Genomic DNA, 20,900 nt, shown 5'->3' on the forward strand with positions numbered 1-20,900 from the left:
TTCGTTAATCATAATGTGCCCTCAAACAAGATTTGAAGATCTGATCATGACATTGAGATTTAGTTCAAAAAAATCCCCGCTAATTTCTTAGCAGGGATTTGTGTATAAGAGACAGCTAATTAGCGCCTTTTTGATTACTGTGTAATTGTTATAATTGCCATTCTCTGGCTATCAACTCACTTGGTTGACTAGTTAGCCACTCTTGCGGGCGTAAGTAATACTGATATAGGTTAGCTTCTGGGCTACTTGGCTCTGGTTTATAGTTATATTCCCAGCGTGCAAGTGGTGGCATAGACATTAATATAGACTCAGTGCGCCCGCCACTTTGTAATCCAAATAAAGTGCCTCTATCCCATACTAAATTAAACTCGACATAACGTCCGCGACGATAAAGCTGAAAATCACGTTGTTGCTCTGTGTATTCGTCATTTTTGCGACGTTCAATAATAGGTAAATAGGCATCTAAAAATCCATTACCCACCGATTGCATAAACGCAAAACTCTTTTCAAAACCAAGTTCGTTTAAATCGTCAAAAAACAAACCGCCTACTCCGCGCGTCTCGTCTCTGTGCTTTAAATAAAAATACTCGTCGCACCATGTTTTATATTTTGGATAAACTTCACTACCAAATGGCGCACAAATGTCGTGAGCAACTTGATGCCAATGCTGTACGTCTTCTAATACTGGATAAAAAGGAGTGAGATCAAATCCGCCACCAAACCACCATATTGGCTCTTCGCCTTCTTTTTCGGCTATAAAAAAGCGCACATTGGCATGACTTGTTGGTACATGAGGGTTTTTAGGGTGAATAACTAACGACACACCACACGCATGAAAGCTGCGCCCTGCAAGCTCTGGTCTATGTGCTGTTGCCGAACCTGGCATTGAAGCGCCAAATACGTGTGAGTAATTAACTCCGCCTTGCTCTATTACAGTACCATTTGTGGTTACACGTGTGCGACCACCACCACCTTCTGCTCGCTGCCAGTTATCTTCTATAAATTTAGCACTGCCATCTGCAGCCTCCAAACCTTGGCAAATAGTGTCTTGCAAAGCCATAAAGTATGCTTTTACTTGATCTAATAATTCGCTTTGCATATTAACCTCTAAATATTTTGCCAGTCATGGCGTCTTTTATTGTGCTTGGTTGAGTATTACCACCTAACGGCTCGTCAACGTAAAAGCCAACTTGTTCTGCAAATTGCGCTTTGGCTTGCTCAATACTAATTACTGTTTCTTGACCGGTTAAGTTTGCACTGGTTGATACTAGTGGCTTACCAAACTCTTGGCACAAACGCTTTACTGTTGGATGGTTTGTTACTCTTACTGCGATGGTATCAAACTGCCCTGTGAGCCATTTAGGCGTATTTTTAGATGCAGGCATAACCCATGTAATTGCAGCAGGCCAACTCGAAAAAATATCAGCGCGTTTATCCATTGGTATTTTTGCATCATCTACGTATTTTAATAATTGCCCGTAGTTATCAGCAATTAAAATAAGCCCTTTTTTAACCGGGCGCTGCTTAATAGCTAATAGTGCCTCAACGGCTTGTTGATTATCTGGATCACAACCTAAACCATATACAGCTTCTGTTGGGTATAAAATAACTTCGCCTTGCGTTAAGCATGTTATTGCAGTGGGCGTATTTGAAAGGTCTGACAAAGTAGTCTCCAGATATAATTAAACGTTATTCAGTTGGGGTGAGCTTATGCATGCAGCTTTTTTGTGGGCATTGCAATAATGTGCCGTTTGCCATATTTCTCTCTATGACGATAGGCCAGTTACATTCAGGACACGGGTGTTCAACCGGTTTATTATTAAGTGTGTATTTACAACTTGGATAGCAATCACAAGAATAAAATACTTTACCAAATTTATTACTGCGCGCGACTAAATGACCTTTTTTGCATTTAGGGCAACTTGGCAAAGTGTCTTCGCTTTGTTTTTCTTCATTTTCGTTAGCAATGTAATGGCACTCTGGATATCCCGTACACCCAATAAACATACCGTAGCGGCCATTTTTAACCACCAGCGGTTTGCTGCACTGCGGGCATGCTGAATCTTCAAGAACTTTAATTTCGTTACTATCGTGATGTGCCAACGGCCTAATAAAGTCGCATTGGGGATAACTTGCGCATCCTAAAAAAGGGCCTGATTTACTATTGCGGATCACTAACTCTGAACCACACTGTGGGCATATCTCGTATTCTTTTTCGAGGGCGTGCTTGTTCGCCGAGAAAAGCGAATGGTCGATTTTACTCATGGTGATCCTAATAGGTTAGTGAATTTTCGCCTAATATACCCAAACCACTTAAAGATACAAGCAATGCCGTGCTTATCCGTTTAAGTAATTTGAGTACAATTAAGATAATTATCTCTAATGAAGAAGTTCGCTGGGTTCATCAAAAATCAAATCTTCCATTTGCTCATATGCCTCTTCAGAGCCAGGAACATTAAACAAAATCATAAGTACAATCCATTTTAAATCTTCTAGGCTTATGGTTGGTTTATCTAGTGAGGCTAAACAGTCCATTACCATCTCACGAGTTACATTGTTAATTACGCCTATTTGCTCAATAAACATTAAAAAGCCACGACACTCAGCACTGAGCCTTTGGCATTCACTATCGGTAAATATACGCACAGCATCTTTAGGGTTAGTAATAAGATAAGGAGACTCATCGCTGTGTTGTAAATCGGCGAGTTGCTCTAACCAATCGAGAGCTTTAAATATCTCAGGCTTATTAAAGCCCGCGCGCAGTAGCTCATCGGTTAATTCATTTTGCTCTGCAAATATATCCGCTTCGCTATGAATGTAATTTTCAAAAAGATATAAAAGAATATCAAACATATTACCTTCCTGCGCTCAACTTAATATAACCATCTAACACTCGCTCAATCTGATCGTCTAATTCTAAATCGAGCAACCTAGCGAGCACTTTGTCTATTGGCCACTGCGCACGACGTACAATGTCGTCTACGCTGGTGACTTCAAAGCCAATGCTATTTAAAACCTCGCATTGAGAATTTGCCTGAATAGGCTGCTCTTTGTTACATACATTATTGTCGTAAGTAAAACTCACCTCATCAAGAATGTCAGCCACGTTTTCTACCAGCTTAGCACCTTGCTTTATTAAAAAGTGACTTGCCTGCGCTAACGGGTTTTTAATAGAACCCGGTACTGCAAATACCTCTTTATTTTGTTCAAGCGCATAGCGTACTGTAATTAACGAACCACTTTTAATTTCAGCCTCAACAATAAGCACTCCCAACGATAACCCAGAAATAATACGATTTCGGCGCGGAAAGTTATGCGCATGAGCAGCTGCCCCTGGTAAAAACTCACTCACCAACAGGCCGCTTTCTAAAACTTGGTCTGTTAATAGTTTATGGCGTTTAGGATAGTAAATATCAACCCCAGTACCAAGCACCGCTATGGTTTTACCCGTACCAGCAAGAGAGCCCTTATGTGCTGCTCCATCTATTCCCCGTGCCATACCTGAGGTAACTGTAATACCCGCTAAAGTTAACTCGTATGCAAATTCTGATGCTATTTCAAGCCCGGTAGGTGTGGCATTACGACTCCCTACAATTGCAATTTGTGGAGTAGATAATAACGAGACATCTCCCCTACAAAATAGTAATAAAGGCGCACTGGCAATCTGTCGGAGATCTTCTGGATAAAGCGCATCAAAAATACAGACAACGGTAATGCCCTGCTGCGCAATTAGTTGCTCATAATGGCTGACTTGTTGCCAATTGGTGTTGAGTAAATTACTCGCTTGATTAGCGGTTAATCCAAGCTGTAAAAGCTTGTCATGAGATAAGTCGAATAACGACCCAAGGGAATAGTTTGTAGATAGTGCTAAAAGGGTTTTGATACCCAACCCTTTACACATATAAAAGGCAAGCCAGTGGGCTAGCTTGCCAGATGACTGATCCATGCTCTCTCCTAGAGCACCGACTCGCTACTTCTTAATGAATAACTGCAATATCTCCAATGCGAATTGGGTGCTGGTTTTTAGTTATTAATGCATAACTTATTTTGTCATACACTTTAAAGACAATTAGCTCGCCAACTTTTTCTTTAGGCATAGTCCACGTTGTGCTCTCTTCGTCAGACTCACCACCAAATAATTGGCTCACATCAGATAAAAGCTTCTCGTATTTACTAGAATCTTCTGGATAACGAGGGCCACGAGGACCATCAATAACCGTTGGCGATTGACGTTCTAGATCTAATACATGACCCGCTTCTATGTTTTGTTCACTGCCTAAGTTTAGCACTACAACATCCATTGTGCTGAATTCTCTAACTTGTCGTGGGGAAGCAATAATATTCCCTGTTACAGGCTCAGAAGGACGGTGAATATTAAAGTACGCAGGAAGCATTTGACCTTCCATTGCCGGCATTAAAAAATCGCCTTGCTGAATTTCTCGTTTAACAGATTCAACACGTAATGACGAAGGCACGCCATTGTGTTCATCACCCGCTCTAAACGCACGTGCGATACCCACGTAAGATGCACGCGTTGCTAACACTTCACCGGTTAAATCGGTGTAAGGGTCACCTTTATGGTAAATGGCATATGCTTTATGTACTTGTAAGTCGCCTTTAACATATAAAATATGGCCTAACGTTTGTGTTTTAGTATTTTCGTTAGCACCTAAAATATAAGGCTTGCCTTTAATATCGTCACTGTTCATTGCTTGTTCGTAACTGATATACGGTTTGATCATTTCAAGCGGCAAAGTAGTAATAGCATTACGCCCTTTTGGTGTAATACGACCCTGAGGGGATAGCTTTCTATATCCTTTATTAATCACTAAACGTGGGTTTCCATCTGCATCGTATATCAGCGCTAATGCATCACCGGGGTAAATTAGGTGCGGGTTGTCAATTTGTGGATTCATTTGCCAAAGTTCAGGCCATAGCCAAGGCTCATCTAAATAGATGCCAGAAATATCCCAAAGTGTATCGCCTTTTTTTACAACATACTGTTTTGGTGCATCTTTTTTTATTTTAAGTACGTCAGCAACTGCGGGGAACGCAGCGCTTAACGTAAGCATGATTGCAAGTAATGGAGATTTCATTGAGCTTCCTTGTATTGTTTTTTCATTATTATTGCCCAAAACCTGTTAAAGGTGAACGCGAATGGCTAAAATAAGAGCATACAATACCCTAAATTAAGCACAAGTGAAAAAGGTAACTATGGCTAGGTTAGAAGTTTTAAGATTTCCAGATGAACGTTTACGTACTATAGCAAAAGATGTTGCACAAGTTGACGACACAGTACGCCAAATTGTAAAAGACATGCTAGAGACAATGTACGATGAAAATGGCATTGGACTTGCGGCCACGCAAGTAGATATTCATCAACGAATCGTTGTTATTGATGTATCAGAAGAGCGCGATGAGCCACTGGTATTAATTAATCCACAAATCATTAAAAAAGACGGCTCTACCGTTAGCGAAGAAGGCTGTTTATCAGTACCTAACTCGTATGCAAAAGTAGACCGCGCTGAAACAGTAACAGTCGCTGCACTTAACGAAAACGGTGAAGAGTTTGTACTAGATGCAGATGAATTACTGGCTATTTGTATTCAACACGAACTAGATCACCTTCAAGGTAAGCTGTTTATTGATTACTTATCTCCATTAAAGCGCCAACGTATTCGTAAAAAGCTTGAAAAAGAAGCTAAATTTGCAGATTAGTAATAAGTACCTTAGGAAAACTCAGTGACTCAACCATTACGCATTATATTTGCCGGTACGCCGGACTTTGCAGCACGTCATTTACAAGCGCTGATACAAAGCGAACACCAAATAGTGGGTGTATATAGCCAGCCAGATCGCCCTGCAGGTCGTGGTAAAAAATTAAAAGCCAGTGAAGTGAAAGCGCTAGCGCTTGAGCACAACTTACCGGTTTTTCAGCCACAGTCATTAAAAAATGATGAAGCACTAGCAGAGCTAACAAGCTTAAATGCCGACATTATGATTGTTGTAGCGTATGGCTTAATCTTACCTAAAGCTATATTAGAAGCCCCACGTTTGGGTTGTTTAAATGTGCATGGCTCTATATTACCGCGCTGGCGCGGCGCTGCACCTATTCAACGCGCAATTTGGGCAGGTGATGAACAAACCGGCGTAACAATAATGCAAATGGATGAAGGGCTAGATACCGGCGATATGCTACATATAAGTCGCTGCCCTATTGGCACGACAGAAACTAGCGCTAGTTTATATACAAAGCTTGCTGAGCTAGGTCCAGACGCGTTAATTGAAACCATTAATAAATTAGCTAATGGCGAGATCACCCCTGAACCTCAAAATGATGAACTTGCTAACTACGCTAAAAAGCTTTCTAAAGAGGAAGCTAATATCGATTGGTCAATGAGTGCACTGCAAATTGAGCGAAACATTCGCTCTTTTAATCCATGGCCAGTGTGCTTTACCCAAATGGGTGGGCAAACAGTAAAGATTTATCAAGCGCAGGTTGTGCTGCAATCAGGTGATCCTGGGCAAATTTTATCAAGCGACAAAAATGGCGTAGTAGTGGCGTGTGGCGAGCATGCTTTATGTATTACGCAATTACAGCCGCAAGGTAAAAAACCAATGGCAATTAACGACTTTTTAAATGGTCGTAGTGACTGGGTTACCCCTGGCACAATATTAGGCGAAAACAATGAGTAATGTTCCAAACGTACGAGCGCTGGCCGCTGAAACTTTATATAACGTAGTTGATAAAGGCGCATCGCTTAATCAAGAACTTCCATTTGCAAGCCAAGGCTTGCCGCCTAAAGATAAAGCGTTGCTACAGCAAATTTGTTATGGCGTTTTACGCTACTTACCGAGCCTTGAAAATTACTGCCAACACTTAGTAGAGCAGCCATTGAAAGGTAAACGTAGAATATTTCAGTTTTTATTATACGTAGGTATTTATCAACTGCAGCATATGCGCGTACCACCACATGCTGCAATTTCAGAAACTGTAAACGCACTGGCTCAACTACGCGCTTTAGGATTAAAAGGGCTGATAAACGCCATTTTACGTAATTTTCAGCGCCAACAAGCAGAGCTTGAAGAAAAAGCGAAGCTTATTCCGGTATGTTTATACAACCATCCAAATTGGTTTATTAAACAGGTGCAAACAGCCTACCCAGATAGCTGGGAAGCACTACTTGAAGAAAACCAGCAACAAGCACCAATGTGGCTTCGTGTAAACCAAGCACAATTTAGCACGCAAGAGTACAGCGAAATGCTTAGCGCTAACGATATTGAACACACCTTAAACCCTGACTTTATTGATGGGATTAAGCTTGCCAAACCACGTGATGTATTTTCGTTGCCTGAGTTTGATACAGGTGCATGTTCAGTACAAGATGCTGCAGCACAGTTGGCAGCCCGCTTTTTAGAACCTAAAGCAGATGACTATATTTTAGATGCCTGTGCAGCACCTGGCGGAAAAACGTGTCATATATTAGAGCTTGCTGATGCTGATGTACTTGCACTTGATAGCGACTCAACTCGCCTTGAACGCGTTAAGCAAAACTTAACTCGTATTGGCTTAGGTGCAGACCTGCAATGTGGCGATGCCTCACAACCACATACTTGGTGGGACGAAAAATTATTTGATCGTATTTTGCTTGATGTGCCTTGTTCAGCCACTGGCGTAATTCGCCGTCACCCTGATATAAAATGGTTACGTCGCGCATCAGATATCGAAGACTTATCTAAGTTACAAAACGATATCCTTGATAGCATTTGGCCACTGTTAAAACCAGGTGGCACATTGGTATATGCTACGTGTTCGGTTCTTCCACAAGAAAACCAACAGCAAGTTGCTAAGTTTTTAGCTAATAACGATGATGTAGAACATATACCTCTACACGAAAATGATACCGTAACAACTCCAGGTTTGCAGTTACTGCCCGGTGAAAGTGATGGATTTTATTACGCTAAGCTAGTTAAAAAAGCCTAATAGCCGTACACTAAATAGTTAGCCATTTATGAAACATTAAATGGCTATTTTTTTAATTAAATTATGATCAATACCACGGGTAAATAATGAAAATAATTATACTCGGTGCCGGGCAAGTTGGTGCTACGCTTGCTGAAAACTTAGTTGGCGAACAAAACGAAATTACCGTTGTTGATATAGACGGTAACCGATTACGTGAACTTCAAGATAAGTACGACTTACAAGGGGTTATGGGCCACAGCGCGCATCCTGATGTTTTACGCCGTGCAGGCGCTGAAGATGCCGATATGATTATAGCAGTAACCAGTTCAGATGAAGTGAACATGGTTGCATGCCAAGTGGCGTACAGTATTTTTAAAACGCCCACTAAAATTGCCCGCATTCGCTCAGAGCAATATTTAAAATACCGCGAAAAACTATTTCAAAACGATGATTTACCAATCGATCATTACATTGCTCCCGAAGCACTGGTCACTAAGTATATTCGCCGTCTAATTGACTACCCTGGTGCTCTGCAAGTATTGCAGTTTGCTGATGGCATGCTCTCGTTAGTAGCCGTAAAAGCTTACTATGGGGGTTTATTAGTAGGTTATGCGTTATCTGCACTTAAAGAACATATTCCTAATGTAGAAACTCGTGTTGCCGCTATTTATCGTCAAGGTAAAGCAATCAAACCACTGGGTACCACCGTTATTGAAGCCGATGACGAAGTATTCTTTATTGCCGCTACAAAACATATACGCGCAGTAATGAACGAGCTACAAAAACTTGAGCGTTCGTACAAAAAAATTATGATAGCTGGTGGCGGTAACATTGGGGCAGGCCTTGCCCGCTCACTTGAAAAAAACCACACCGTTAAACTAATTGAACGCAGTAAAGAACGTGCCGAGCAACTCTCAGAAATGCTCGATAACACGGTCGTTTTTTGTGGTGACGCATCTGATCAAGAACTGCTCTCAGAAGAGCATATTGAACAAGTCGATGTATTTATTGCCGTAACCAACGACGATGAAGCAAACATTATGTCGGCCATGCTTGCAAAACGTATGGGCGCACAAAAAACCATGGTACTTATTCAACGTGGAGCTTACGTTGATTTGGTACAAGGCGGCGAAATAGATATTGCCATATCGCCACAACAAGCAACTATATCAGCGTTATTAACGCACGTACGCCGTGGTGATATTGTTAACGTGTATTCACTGCGTAAAGGCGCAGCAGAAGCCATTGAAGCGGTTGCTCATGGTGATGAAAACACATCTAAAGTGGTTGGTCGTGCGATTGCCGACATAAAACTTCCTGCAGGTACAACCATTGGGGCAATAGTACGTAATGACGATGTGCTGATAGCTCACGATGATACAATTATTATGTCGGGCGATCATGTCATCATGTTTTTAATCGACAAAAAACACATTACCGTTGTAGAAAAACTATTCCAAGTAAGTGCTATATTCCTTTAACTAGTTACTCTAATTAGTTAATTTAATACACAAAAAAGCCGCTGACTAAGGCGGCTTTAATGGAGTATGCTTAAATATTGATTACTGTACTTTTGAAAACTCTTCTTTAGAGATTTCACCATTACCATCAGTATCCAAATCATCAAAAATCTTTACAAGCTGAGGGTTAACCTTTGCTTCTTCCATTGTAATAGCACCGTTACCATCTGCATCAAAAGAGGCAAAATCTACTGCGGCATATGCTGCTGATGAAGATGCTAAAACGATAACTGCAAGTGTTGTATTTAATGTTTTCATAATAATATTCCTAGTAATATGGGAAGTCCTTTTCAAAGATCCCTGACTGTGAAAAATGTTTAATCTGAAAAAAGATTAGTTAACCTGTACTCTGGTTAAGAGATTTACTAACGTATTGAATCATGGTGATATTTAAATTTATTTTCTCTAGCCAGAGATTTTCAGTGAAAACAAGGCGAATTTACGCGTCAATAGCTGGCCTATTGCAAGCAAATTCAACGCAGTTAGCGCTGAAAATAGCTGCTCGAGATAGATTTATTATCCAGAGTTCAGGTTAATTAGTAATTAGCGAATTCTTCTTTAGAAAGCTCGCCGCTACCGTCGGTATCTAGCTCAATAAATTCAGCCATTAAATCTGTATCGACTGCCGCTTCGCTTGGGCTAATTGTGCCGCTACCATCGATATCAAGGCTGTCAAAATCTGATGCTGCAAATGCAGCGGAAGAAGATGCTAGTACTATAAGTGCTAATGCTTTATTTAAATGTTTCATAACTTAATCCTTCAATGTTCTATCAAAAAAATTGCTTCGTTTAACTTAAAACGTAATTTTTCACTTCCTTGTTATCCTCTTTCGTAAGCTCCCTTGCCTACTTAGGTGTCTTTGGCAACTCAGGATAAATACTTTTTAATTAAGCTTCTGAAAATTCTTCTTTTGATAACTCACCATTTTGGTCAGTATCAAGCTCAGAAAACATGCTCATTAGCTTTGCATCAACTGATGCTTCTGCTTGGCTAATTGTGCCACTGCCGTCTACATCCAGTGTGTCAAAATCTGTTGCAGCAAAAGCGGCTGAAGAAGATGCAATAGCGATAAGTGCTAAAGTTTTATTAATGCTTTTCATAATATGTATCCTTCAAATTTATGTGTGTGCGATTAAGTATTTCACTTTGAATCACGATTTCGTTCAGTACACTTAGACTATTACAACTTAGATGCCAACATTTAAAAATTAATAATTTTCAATAAGTTAAATATAAAACGTACAACAAGAAAGCGTTTTTAGAATAATTATTGTTGCCCTTTAGCAACACGTTTTAAAGAGATGGCATTAAAGTCATTAAAAACATATAGTTATGTTTATATAAAAAGATACATTTTTAAATGTACGGTTTTAAAAGGAGGGATTTTAAAGAATAATTGAGATAAATTTTAACGAGGAAGCTTTAATAACAAAAAATAAGCTGTAAAAAATAATACGTAATCAGTTGTTTTATTTAAATAATAATTTTAATTATGAAAGAGAAAAAAAAATTTTATAAATACTGACGTAAAATGCCTTTTTGTTGCAAATAAGCGAAAACCTATTTATTCAACGGTAGGCTCAAGCGCAGAAGGGTCTATAAAATGCTCTTTCATAAAGGCTTTCATTTCATCCTCGCTTGCTAGTAGCTTAATTCCACAGTGCACGCCTGCGGCATGCTCTTTAACACTGCAAATTTCACCTTCAAAATCTTTATCACTGCTATTAAGTACGACAGTGCATTGCATATCTTTAATACTTTCAACTTGCTGATCGCCTCTAATATCAAACATTACACCAGTGAGTGAAATGTCTTTAATAAGGCCTTCAAGTACCCTATCGTCACTTAGCTTTAGCTTTGCAGGTAATAAGGTAGGTATGCGTGTTTGTGAGCGTAGCGCAAATAACTGCACTTGCTTTGGAAAGTTTATAAACACGAGTTTAGCGGGATGAGAGGCTACCGACATAATTTGCTGGCGAAACGCAATAACTTGCCCACCACTACCTTCAATAAGCGCTCTTACAACAACCATTACGCCATCACGTAAATAGTCACTCGCCGCAGGTAAACGCTTTGCATTGGGATAATTTAAAATAATAAACTGTTTATCGAGTAAACCAATTAATTCAGTTTTAACACGCTTACTGCTTGTAGGTGTTAATATTTCTAGGTCGACTAAGCTGCCTACACTTATATGCTTTAGCTTTTCTAAATTTGTTGGCATATCCCTTTCCCAATAGTTCGTAATTTAAAACTTAAGCCGCTCGTTTATCCACGCCAAAAAGTAGGCGTAAATAACACTAATAAAGTAAATATTTCTAAACGACCAAACACCATTGCAATGGTAAGCAACCATTTAGCACCATCGGTTATAGCGCCATAATGCGACGCTACATCCCCCAGACCTGGACCTAAGTTATTTAAACAAGCCGCAGTGGCTGAGAACGCAGTTATGTTATCCATACCCGTGCCCATAAGCGCTAACATAATAATAATAAACACCAACGCATATGCAGAGAAAAATCCCCACACGGCTTCTACTACTTTGTCTGGCAACGCCTTTCGACCCAGCTTGATTGAATATATAGCCCGTGGGTGCACCAAACGATTAAGCTCACGCACACCCTGCAAGTAAAGTAAGAACACGCGCACTACTTTCATACCACCACCAGTAGAGCCTGCACAGCCACCAATAAAGCTCGAAAATATAAGTAAAATAGGTAAAAACAAAGGCCATGTTGAAAAGTTATCAGTAGCAAAGCCTGCTGTTGTACTCATAGAAACAGCCTGAAATAATGCCTGATCGAGGGTTTCATCGCCATTAGCAAATATTTCGTTAGAGGAAAGTACGGTAAAACAAATAACCACCAGCGCTAATTGAATACACAAAAACACCTTAAACTCAGGGTCTCGAATATAAACTTGTATGTTACGACTGGCCACTGCGGCGTAATGCAGGGAGAAGTTAACAGCGGCAATAATTAAAAAGAACACACAAATAAAGTTAATTACAGGGCTGTCAAAGTGCCCCATGGAAGCATCGTAAGTAGAAAAACCACCTATCGCGACCGTTGAGAATGCATGACATATCGCATCAAACCACTCCATCCCTGCTGCCCAATAAGCCAGCATACAAGCAATAGTCAGCGACACATAAATATACCAAAGGTGCTTTGCTGTATCGGCAATTCGCGGGGTCATTTTGGAATCTTTTACAGGCCCAGGTATTTCAGCGCGATATAACTGCATACCACCAACACCTAGCATGGGGAGTATAGCGACAGCGAGTACGATTATACCCATACCGCCAAACCACTGGAGTTGCTGACGATAAAACAACACCGACTTAGGTAAGTACTCAATACCGGTAAGTACTGTAGCGCCGGTGGTTGTTAAACCAGAGAATGCTTCAAACACCGCATCGGCGAGCGATAAATTAGGTTCTTGTAAAAATATAAGCGGCAAGGACGCAAACGCCCCAAGTACCAGCCAAAACAAAACAACAATTAAAAAGCCTTCACGTGCTTTTAAGTCACCGTTTTCATGGCGGTTTGGGTAATAAGCCATCATGCCAATAACAACACTAAAGATAAATGCTAAAACAAAAGGAACACCACCACCGTCTTTATATATTAAAGATACCAGTGCCGGAGGCACCATGGTAATACTGAACAGCGCAACAAGTTGGCCAAGAATTTTTATGATGGTACGAAATTGCATTTAGCTTGTCGCTTTTATTATTAGTAAATTCAGGCTGAGTAGTATCAACCAAATTAAATAGGGTCAGTATGCATTACATGCAATTTGTGTAGGTTATTACTCTTTAATAGTTAACTCAACTGCGCCGTGACTTAAATCAAAAATATCTTTGATTGCTTGCTGAGCTTCGCGGCTATCTATTGTAATCACCCATTTAATATTAGCAGTAAATTGCTTATCAATATTAAGCACTTGATACTTTGTTTTTAATAACTGCTCAATCGCACCTTGCATGCTGTACTCGCTACTCCCGGTAATTTCAACACTGGGAACTTTAAGTACCGTTTGCAATTTTACTAATGCATTATTTAATGAGCCACCATAAGCACGTACTAACCCGCCCGTGCCTAATTTTATGCCGCCAAAGTAACGTGTAACAACAGCTGTGATTTCGCCAAGGCCTGAACCCACCAGCACATTTAACATAGGTTTTCCTGCAGTGCCATTTGGTTCACCATCGTCCGAAAAACCATAAACATGGCTGCCACCGGGGTTGCCTGCCACATGTGCCCAGCAGTTATGACGCGCATCGCTATACTTTTCTTCAATGCTTTTAATAAATGCTTTAGCTGAATTTAAATCGGGGGTATGTGCAATGTGAACTATAAACGTACTTTTTTTAATTTCTTCTTGATGAAAAACGTCAGCAGCGGGATATTTATATTCAGGCATATTTTAAACTTGTAAAAAGGGGGCCAAAAGGCCCCTTTAAATAATGTACGTATTTTAACGTGTATAAACTAATTAGTGTTAACTAGAATTAATCGAGCGCTAAATCTCGTGTCATATTCTCTAAGCTATCTTCGTGAACAATAATGTTGTCTTCAATACGAATACCGCCAAATGGTTTAAATGACTCAATCTTTTCCCAATTAATAAACTGCTTATTATCGGTTTGCGCTAAATCACCAAGCAGTGAATCAATAAAATATAAACCTGGTTCAATGGTAAACACTTGGTTTTTTTCAATCAGGCGAGTACAACGCAAGAACGGATGCCCTTCAGGCGATGGCTGATGTGTGCCCTTTTCGTCACTCATAAAACCACCCATATCATGGACTTGTAAACCTAGGTGATGCCCTAGTCCATGCGGGAAGAAAGTAGAGGTAATTTTACGCTCAACAATTTCTGTCGCTGGTAGGTTAACAATTTTAAAGTCACTGAGTATTTGTGCAATACGGTTATGGCATTCAACGTGTAAATCACCATAAAGCATACCCGGCTTTAAACCTTTACCTAACTCGATTTGTTGAACCGTCATCGCTTGTACAAGCTCAGCAAACTCACCCTGCTTTTTAAAATCATACGTACGAGTAATATCAGCAGCATAACCATTAAAGTTTGCACCGGCATCAATTAAAAATGAGTTATGAGTGTGTGGCGCTTTTGGATCAAAGTGCGTGTAATGCAAAATAGCGCAGTTTTCGTTAAGTGCAACAATGTTGCCGTACGGCATTTCATTTTCGCTTTGACGTGTTGCCATTAAGTACGCTTGCTGAATATCGAACTCGCTACCACCATTAAAAAATGTGTCGCGTGCGGCTTTATGCCCATCTACTGCAATGCGGTTAGCGTTGCGTAAACATTCAAGTTCGTACTGCGTTTTATAAGCGCGGTGGTAATGAAAATAGTTAAGTACAGGCTCAGGGTTCATAATACTAAAACCAAGTGCTTGCGCTACTTCAATATATTCGCCCATGTAAGCGTATTTAGCTTTGTCGTATGGTAATAACTTTTCTACTTGATCAGGCTGAAGTAATAGCTCTATATCAAAGTACTCAGCCCAAAAGTCGCGTGGCTCGTCTGGTACTTTATGCCAAAAATCTACCGGGCGATAAAATATTAGTTTTGGTTTGTCGCTGCCATTTACCACAATCCAGCAATGAGGATTATCAATAACCGGTAACCACGCTTTAAACTGTGGATTAACTTTAAATGGATAATACATATCATCTAAAAACTGGCGCTTAGCTTGGCCTGAATGAATTACTAATCCTTCTAACCCTTCGCTATTACAAATTGTACGAGTACGCTGTTGCAGTGTTGCAATATGTTCGGCGTATAAAACGGCTAATTTATCCATTGTTAATCCATCTGTTAAATTTAACTTGCTCTGAGTCTACCACTTATCCCCTCAGCGCTCAAAAAAGGGGGGGTCTAAACGCATTAGATATCCCCCTACTTTAAACTGATATTTACTAACCGCCCATTTTCATTTCGAGTAGCGGCGCTAATACATTACCTTCTCGGCCCATTCTTGTATGGTAAACCTGTCTGTACGCAAATACATTTTTTACGTAATCACGGGTTTCGCGATACGGAATAAGCTCTACCCATAACTCAGCCGGAATAGCGTCATCAGGTAACCAACGCTTTATACGGTGATAACCCGCATTATAAGAAGCTGTTGCCAGCACTTCATTGCCATGGTTTTTCTTTTTTAAGTATTGTAAGTAACTCGTACCCAACCTAATATTTGTTTTAGGTTGATATAAACGACTACTTGTCACACTGCCTTTATTTACATACTCAGCAGTACTAGGTAATAACTGCATTAAACCACGTGCATTAGCATGCGAGCGTGCATCTGGCGCAAAAGAGCTTTCGCGCCTTGCAATAGCAATACTCCAGGCAACATCTATCTTGCTACGTTTACTGTAGCGCTCAAAAACATCTTGAAACGCAAACGGAAAACGTTGCTCTACGTTATCCCACGCTTTAATTTTTGCTAAAGTAAAAATAGTACTGTCGTGCCAACCTAAATCGGTAGATAGTTGTGATGCTGCTAGCTTTTCTTCATCGCTAGACGTATCCGTTAAATAATTCCACTCACGGCGCGCGGACGTAAAGCGCTCAATATCATAAAGTGCTTTTGCACGCTTAAAGCCAGGTGCATTACTTACTTTATCTACAAGCACCTTATCGACTGCTAAAGGTTGATTATTTAAATCAACGGGCAACCCTAAACGTGCTGCTGCTAAAAAGCCGTAATAATCACGATTAGCCGCTACTTTTTTCCAAATATCGTCTGCTTTTTGTTGCTCGCCACGTTTAGCATAGCTATAAGCTAACCAATATTGCTGGCCAAGGCTTAAATCCTCTTTTCCTGTAAAAAACGCAGCAATCCCTTCCCAATCTTGGGTTTTGAGCATATTGCCCAGTTGCCATTGAATAAGCTTGCTGTCTAATCGCTCTTTCGGCACTTTATTTAGCCAAAAGCTCGCTTGCTTATGCCCGCTTGAAGCAAGTGACAATGCAAAGGTGTAATACACGTCAGCTTTATCTTCATCACTATACTTAAATATTTTTTCTAGTTTTTCCCATGCTTTTAAAGCAAGCTCTTTATCGCGCCAAACCAAACGCTTAACACCATAAATTGCTATTTGGCCTTCTTTAGCCGACTTATTTTTATATCGATATAATCCAGCTGCCGTGCTTGGATCTTTTCGCACTTTTAGATATAAATCAGCTAAGTAACGATCCTTACTTGGCAATAAAGTTTTTAAGTAAGGTAATAAGCTTTGCGTCCCGCCTTGTGCAGCAAGTGTTACACGCTTCCAAACCGTTTCTTCTTTCATGTAGCCTTTTTTACGCCACGTAGAAAACAAACTATCACAGCCATTAGGTTGCGATTTACCAACGGCCCATAAGTCGGTCACCTGATTTAGAATCGCCTTTTCAGGCGCGCCCAAGTCGAGCTGAAAATCTAAATAAGTACAGGTAAGCCCAGTATTAGAAGTTTCACGGTAGTTGCGTATGTACGCCGCTTTTTCATTGTTCTCTTTTAAATACTCCAACCACGCTTTGCGCACAGGCCACTCAAGCGGTGTATGCTGATATATATTTAAATAGTCTTCTATCTCTGCCTGATGCTTAATACTCGGGTGACGTTGCCAATATGTTTTTTCAACATACGGTTTTAACGGATGATTTAGGTTACTAACCGCTTGTTTAAAGTCTTGGTAACTTCCGTACCTTACTTTTTTTTCGGCATCTAAAAAGGCATCGTTATCGATACTTGCCTCGGCAGAGTGAAGAGGGAAAATGAATGCAGCTGCCGCAACACTTAGTAAATATTTTTTCATAATGTCCTTTAATAAAAATTAAAGTAGTGAATAAAAACTTTTCAACCACCTTAGCACCAAACCAGCTATATTTTAACCAGTCGATTGTAACCGAGTTAAATTTTTCGTTGCATTTTTAATTTAAAGCAAGCACACTGATTGAAATGCAAACTCATCGTACCAGTCTTAGTTCGTCAACTAGGGAGAATAATAATGTTATATAAAAGCGATTCCTTTGAAGTTAGCTTCCTAAAGGAAAACATCGCCGAGTTTAAGTTTTGTGTTGCAGGTTCTGTAAACACATTATCTCAAAAAACTCTTTCAGATTGCGCAGCAGCATTAAAAGAATTAGCTGCCAATACTGATATCAAAGGCATGATTTTTACCAGTGATAAAGACCACTTTATTATTGGTGCCGATATCTTCGAATTTTTACCTACATTTACTAAACCTGAAGAAGAATTAGTAGTGTGGATCAAAAACGCAACCGACGTTTTTGATGCAATCGAAGATTTACCATTCCCAACTCTAAGCGCTATAAACGGTATGGCACTTGGCGGTGGTTGTGAGTGGGCACTTGCTACCGATTATCGCGTGGCAAGCGAAACAGCTAAAATGGGCCTACCAGAAGTTAAACTTGGCATAATGCCAGGGTTTGGTGGCACAGTGCGCTTACCACGTATCATTGGCGCCGATAACGCGATGATGTGGATTACCTCAGGCGCAGAAAACCGCGCAGCAGATGCCCTTAAAGTAGGTGCGTTTGACGCGGTAGTTAGTGCTGACAAACTTTTAGAGTCAAGTGTATCAACACTTGAGCTAGCGATTTCTGGCAAGCTAGATTGGCAAGCAAAACGTAACGTAAAACTACAGCCACTTAAATTAAACCGTGTTGAGCAAGGCATGAGCTTTGCTATGGCAGAAGGTATGGTAATGGGTAAAACCAAAGGCCACTATCCTGCACCGGTTATGGCTGTACGTACTATTAAAGCAGCGGCAAACTGTACTCGCGATGAAGCAATGGCAATCGAAAATGCTAACTTTGCTAAATTAGCACGTACACCAGAAGCAGCTGCACAGACAGGTATATTCCTAGCTGACCAATACATTAAAGGTAAAGCACGTAAATTTGCTAAACAAAGCGATGTAGAAATTAAACAAGCCGCTGTATTAGGGGCTGGTATTATGGGTGGCGGTATTGCATACCAGTCTGCTTATAAAGGCACACCTATTATAATGAAAGACATCCAACAAGATGCGCTTGATTTAGGTATGGGTGAAGCGTCTAAGTTATTAGGCGCAAAAGTTAAGCGTGGCCACATGCCAATGGAAAAAATGTTGGCAACACTTAGCAAAATTAAGCCAACACTTAACGCGTCAGACCTACAAAGTGCCAACATTATTGTTGAAGCCGTTGTAGAAAACCCTAAAGTTAAGCAAGCAGTACTCGCTGATCTTGAAAAGACCATGCCAGAAGGTACGGTACTTACTTCAAACACATCAACTATTTGTATTGATTTACTAGCACAAGCGCTAGATAAGCCAGAAAACTTCTGTGGTATGCACTTTTTCAACCCTGTGCCAAAAATGCCATTAGTAGAAATTATCCGTGGCGCAAAAACCTCAGATAAAACAATTAATGCAGTAGTTGATTACGCACTTAAATTAGGTAAATCGCCAATTGTTGTTAACGATTGCCCAGGCTTTTTTGTAAACCGTGTTTTATTCCCTTACTTTGCAGGTTTTAGCAAATTAGTGGTTGAAGGCGCTAACTTTGCAAAAGTAGATAAAGTAATGGAAAACGTATTTGGCTGGCCTATGGGTCCGGCTTACTTACTTGATGTTGTAGGTATTGATACAGCGTTCCATTGTACTGGCGTAATGGCTGACGGTTTCCCTGAGCGTATGGCGCGTGCTGATAAAGACCCTGTAACTATTTTTGCCAACGAAAAACGTTTTGGTCAAAAGAACAAAGCCGGTTTTTACAAATACGAAACAGATCGTCGCGGTCGTCTTAAAAAGTCTCATGACGAGACAGCAGTTGAGCTACTAAGCCCAATTACAGACGCACCAAAAGAATTTGATAAACAAGAAATCATCGACCGTTGTATGATTCCAATGATTAACGAAGTGCTACTGTGTTTGCAAGAAGGCATAGTTGCCTCACCGCAAGAAGCAGATATGGCATTAGTTTACGGTGTTGGTTTCCCTCCATTTAGAGGCGGCGCGTTCCGTTACTTAGATCAAACTGGTTTAGCTAACTTTGTTGCAGCAGCAGACAAATACGCTCACCTAGGTGCGATTTACCAAGTATCTGAGCAAACTCGCAAGTGGGCCGAAGAAGGTCGTGTTTTCTATAAGGTGGAAGGTTAATATCATGAATAATCCAGTAATTGTAGATTGTATCCGCACACCAATGGGTCGCTCTAAAAGTGGTGTATTCAAACATAAACGTGCTGAAGACTTAAGCGCACATTTAATGAAAGGCTTACTTGATCGCAACCCAGCAGTTGATCCAGCATCAATTGACGATATTTATTGGGGTTGTGTACAGCAAACATTAGAGCAAGGCTTTAACGTAGCACGTAACGCAGCATTACTTGCAGGTATCCCACACAGCGTACCTGCTGTAACGGTTAACCGTTTATGTGGATCGTCAATGCAAGCATTGCATGACGCTGCACGCGCAATAATGACAGGCGCTGGCGACACTTACCTAATTGGTGGTGTTGAGCACATGGGTCACGTACCTATGACTCACGGCAACGACTTTCACCCTGGCCTTGCAACAACGATTGCACAAGCATCGGGCTCAATGGGTTTAACAGCAGAATACCTTGCAACACTTCATGGCATTAGCCGTGAGCAACAAGATGAATTTGCTTATCGCTCACATCAACGTGCACAAGCTGCAACTGTTGAAGGCCGTTTCCGTCGCGAAATTTTAGCAATGGAAGGTCACGCAGCAGATGGTTCGCTTATATTAGTTGAAGACGACGAAGTAATTCGCCCAGAAACAACAGTAGAAGGCCTATCAAAGCTTCGCCCTGTATTTAATCCTGCATCGGGCACGGTAACAGCCGGTACGTCTTCTGCACTTTCTGACGGCGCATCTGCAATGTTAGTAATGAGCGAAGAAAAAGCAAAAGAACTTGGCTTACCAATTCGTGCGCGCATTAAAGCAATGGCAGTCGCTGGTTGCGATCCATCAATTATGGGTTACGGCCCAGTACCAGCAAGTAAAAAAGCACTTGCTCAAGCCGGTATTACAATTGATGACCTAGGCGTAGTAGAACTTAACGAAGCCTTTGCAGCACAATCATTACCTGTAATGAAAGATTTAGGGTTAATGGATGTTGTTGACGAAAAAGTGAATTTAAATGGCGGCGCAATCGCACTTGGTCACCCTCTGGGTTGTTCGGGTTCGCGTATTAGCACATCGCTTATTCACTTAATGGAAGACAAAAATGTACGATACGGTTTAGCAACTATGTGTATTGGTTTAGGCCAAGGCATTGCCACTGTATTTGAACGTGTTCAAGACTAATTAGTTTTAAACATGTAAAACCATCTTGGTGATTAAAAAGGCG

The 20,900-nt window shown here is 40.6% G+C and carries 20 protein-coding genes; 6 read left to right on the forward strand and 14 right to left on the reverse strand.

Features of this window, described 5'->3' with window-relative positions:
- Positions 1–148: 148 nt before the first annotated feature.
- The 6 genes from hemF to I6E85_RS17460 all read right to left on the reverse strand — a co-directional run bounded on the left by hemF (position 149) and on the right by I6E85_RS17460 (position 5,096).
- Positions 149–1,099 carry an oxygen-dependent coproporphyrinogen oxidase gene (gene hemF / locus I6E85_RS17435; protein ID WP_024591292.1) on the reverse strand — a complete coding sequence of 317 codons (951 nt, stop codon included), beginning with the start codon at positions 1,097–1,099 and terminating at the stop codon, positions 149–151.
- 1 nt (position 1,100) lies between these two features.
- Entirely contained in the window at positions 1,101–1,664 is a 564-nt protein-coding gene (locus I6E85_RS17440; protein WP_024591291.1) for an L-threonylcarbamoyladenylate synthase, read from the reverse strand.
- A 25-nt stretch (positions 1,665–1,689) separates the two neighbouring features.
- Positions 1,690–2,265 (reverse strand): type I DNA topoisomerase, encoded by a 576-nt coding sequence (locus tag I6E85_RS17445; protein WP_024591290.1) that lies wholly within the window; start codon positions 2,263–2,265, stop codon positions 1,690–1,692.
- Positions 2,266–2,379: 114 nt separating this feature from the next.
- Entirely contained in the window at positions 2,380–2,853 is a 474-nt protein-coding gene (locus I6E85_RS17450) for a DUF494 family protein (protein WP_010555161.1), read from the reverse strand.
- A gap of 1 nt (position 2,854) precedes the next feature.
- Entirely contained in the window at positions 2,855–3,946 is a 1,092-nt protein-coding gene (dprA, locus tag I6E85_RS17455; RefSeq protein ID WP_024591289.1) for a DNA-processing protein DprA, read from the reverse strand.
- A 31-nt stretch (positions 3,947–3,977) separates the two neighbouring features.
- Positions 3,978–5,096, reverse strand: coding sequence for a LysM peptidoglycan-binding domain-containing protein (locus tag I6E85_RS17460; protein WP_024591288.1), 1,119 nt, complete (start codon positions 5,094–5,096; stop codon positions 3,978–3,980).
- 118 nt (positions 5,097–5,214) lie between these two features.
- On the opposite strand from I6E85_RS17460, the gene def reads away from it, so the two are divergent.
- The 4 genes from def (at position 5,215) to trkA (ending at position 9,447) form a co-directional block, all read left to right on the forward strand.
- Entirely contained in the window at positions 5,215–5,718 is a 504-nt protein-coding gene (gene def, locus I6E85_RS17465; protein WP_007584168.1) for a peptide deformylase, read from the forward strand.
- 24 nt (positions 5,719–5,742) lie between these two features.
- Entirely contained in the window at positions 5,743–6,696 is a 954-nt protein-coding gene (gene fmt / locus I6E85_RS17470) for a methionyl-tRNA formyltransferase (RefSeq protein ID WP_024591287.1), read from the forward strand.
- Complete coding sequence (rsmB, locus tag I6E85_RS17475; RefSeq protein WP_197237187.1) at positions 6,689–7,984, forward strand: 16S rRNA (cytosine(967)-C(5))-methyltransferase RsmB; 1,296 nt, start codon at positions 6,689–6,691, stop codon at positions 7,982–7,984. The genes fmt and rsmB overlap by 8 nt, the downstream gene beginning before the upstream one ends.
- Positions 7,985–8,070: 86 nt before the next feature.
- Positions 8,071–9,447, forward strand: a complete 1,377-nt coding sequence (trkA, locus tag I6E85_RS17480) for a Trk system potassium transporter TrkA (protein ID WP_004335170.1) — start codon at positions 8,071–8,073, stop codon at positions 9,445–9,447.
- Positions 9,448–9,528: 81 nt separating this feature from the next.
- Here trkA and I6E85_RS17485 read toward each other — a convergent pair whose 3' ends face one another.
- The 8 genes from I6E85_RS17485 to I6E85_RS17520 form a co-directional block, all read right to left on the reverse strand.
- On the reverse strand, positions 9,529–9,744 hold the full coding sequence (locus I6E85_RS17485; protein ID WP_007584177.1) for an EF-hand domain-containing protein: 216 nt from the start codon (positions 9,742–9,744) through the stop codon (positions 9,529–9,531).
- Positions 9,745–10,022: 278 nt separating this feature from the next.
- Entirely contained in the window at positions 10,023–10,235 is a 213-nt protein-coding gene (locus I6E85_RS17490; RefSeq protein WP_004335174.1) for a calmodulin, read from the reverse strand.
- 139 nt (positions 10,236–10,374) lie between these two features.
- Entirely contained in the window at positions 10,375–10,587 is a 213-nt protein-coding gene (locus I6E85_RS17495) for an EF-hand domain-containing protein (protein WP_004335175.1), read from the reverse strand.
- A gap of 464 nt (positions 10,588–11,051) precedes the next feature.
- Complete coding sequence (locus tag I6E85_RS17500; protein WP_024591286.1) at positions 11,052–11,711, reverse strand: flagellar brake protein; 660 nt, start codon at positions 11,709–11,711, stop codon at positions 11,052–11,054.
- A gap of 44 nt (positions 11,712–11,755) precedes the next feature.
- A complete protein-coding gene (locus I6E85_RS17505) occupies positions 11,756–13,207 on the reverse strand; it encodes a TrkH family potassium uptake protein (RefSeq protein ID WP_007584186.1) in 1,452 nt (483 codons plus the stop codon).
- Positions 13,208–13,303: 96 nt separating this feature from the next.
- Complete coding sequence (locus tag I6E85_RS17510) at positions 13,304–13,918, reverse strand: YigZ family protein (protein ID WP_024591285.1); 615 nt, start codon at positions 13,916–13,918, stop codon at positions 13,304–13,306.
- An 88-nt stretch (positions 13,919–14,006) separates the two neighbouring features.
- Complete coding sequence (pepQ, locus tag I6E85_RS17515) at positions 14,007–15,329, reverse strand: Xaa-Pro dipeptidase (RefSeq protein ID WP_024591284.1); 1,323 nt, start codon at positions 15,327–15,329, stop codon at positions 14,007–14,009.
- A gap of 115 nt (positions 15,330–15,444) precedes the next feature.
- The gene (locus I6E85_RS17520) at positions 15,445–17,331 is read right to left on the reverse strand and encodes a transglycosylase SLT domain-containing protein (RefSeq protein ID WP_007584188.1); all 1,887 of its coding nucleotides are present in this window, start codon (positions 17,329–17,331) and stop codon (positions 15,445–15,447) included.
- Positions 17,332–17,523: 192 nt separating this feature from the next.
- On the opposite strand from I6E85_RS17520, the gene fadB reads away from it, so the two are divergent.
- Together fadB and fadA are read left to right on the forward strand one after the other, a co-directional pair.
- Entirely contained in the window at positions 17,524–19,683 is a 2,160-nt protein-coding gene (fadB, locus tag I6E85_RS17525; protein WP_024591283.1) for a fatty acid oxidation complex subunit alpha FadB, read from the forward strand.
- 4 nt (positions 19,684–19,687) lie between these two features.
- Positions 19,688–20,857, forward strand: coding sequence for an acetyl-CoA C-acyltransferase FadA (gene fadA, locus I6E85_RS17530; protein WP_007584192.1), 1,170 nt, complete (start codon positions 19,688–19,690; stop codon positions 20,855–20,857).
- The last annotated feature ends 43 nt before the right edge of the window (positions 20,858–20,900 follow it).

The sequence above is a fragment of the Pseudoalteromonas sp. NZS71 genome (genome assembly GCF_015864715.1).
GTDB lineage: Bacteria > Pseudomonadota > Gammaproteobacteria > Enterobacterales > Alteromonadaceae > Pseudoalteromonas > Pseudoalteromonas arctica.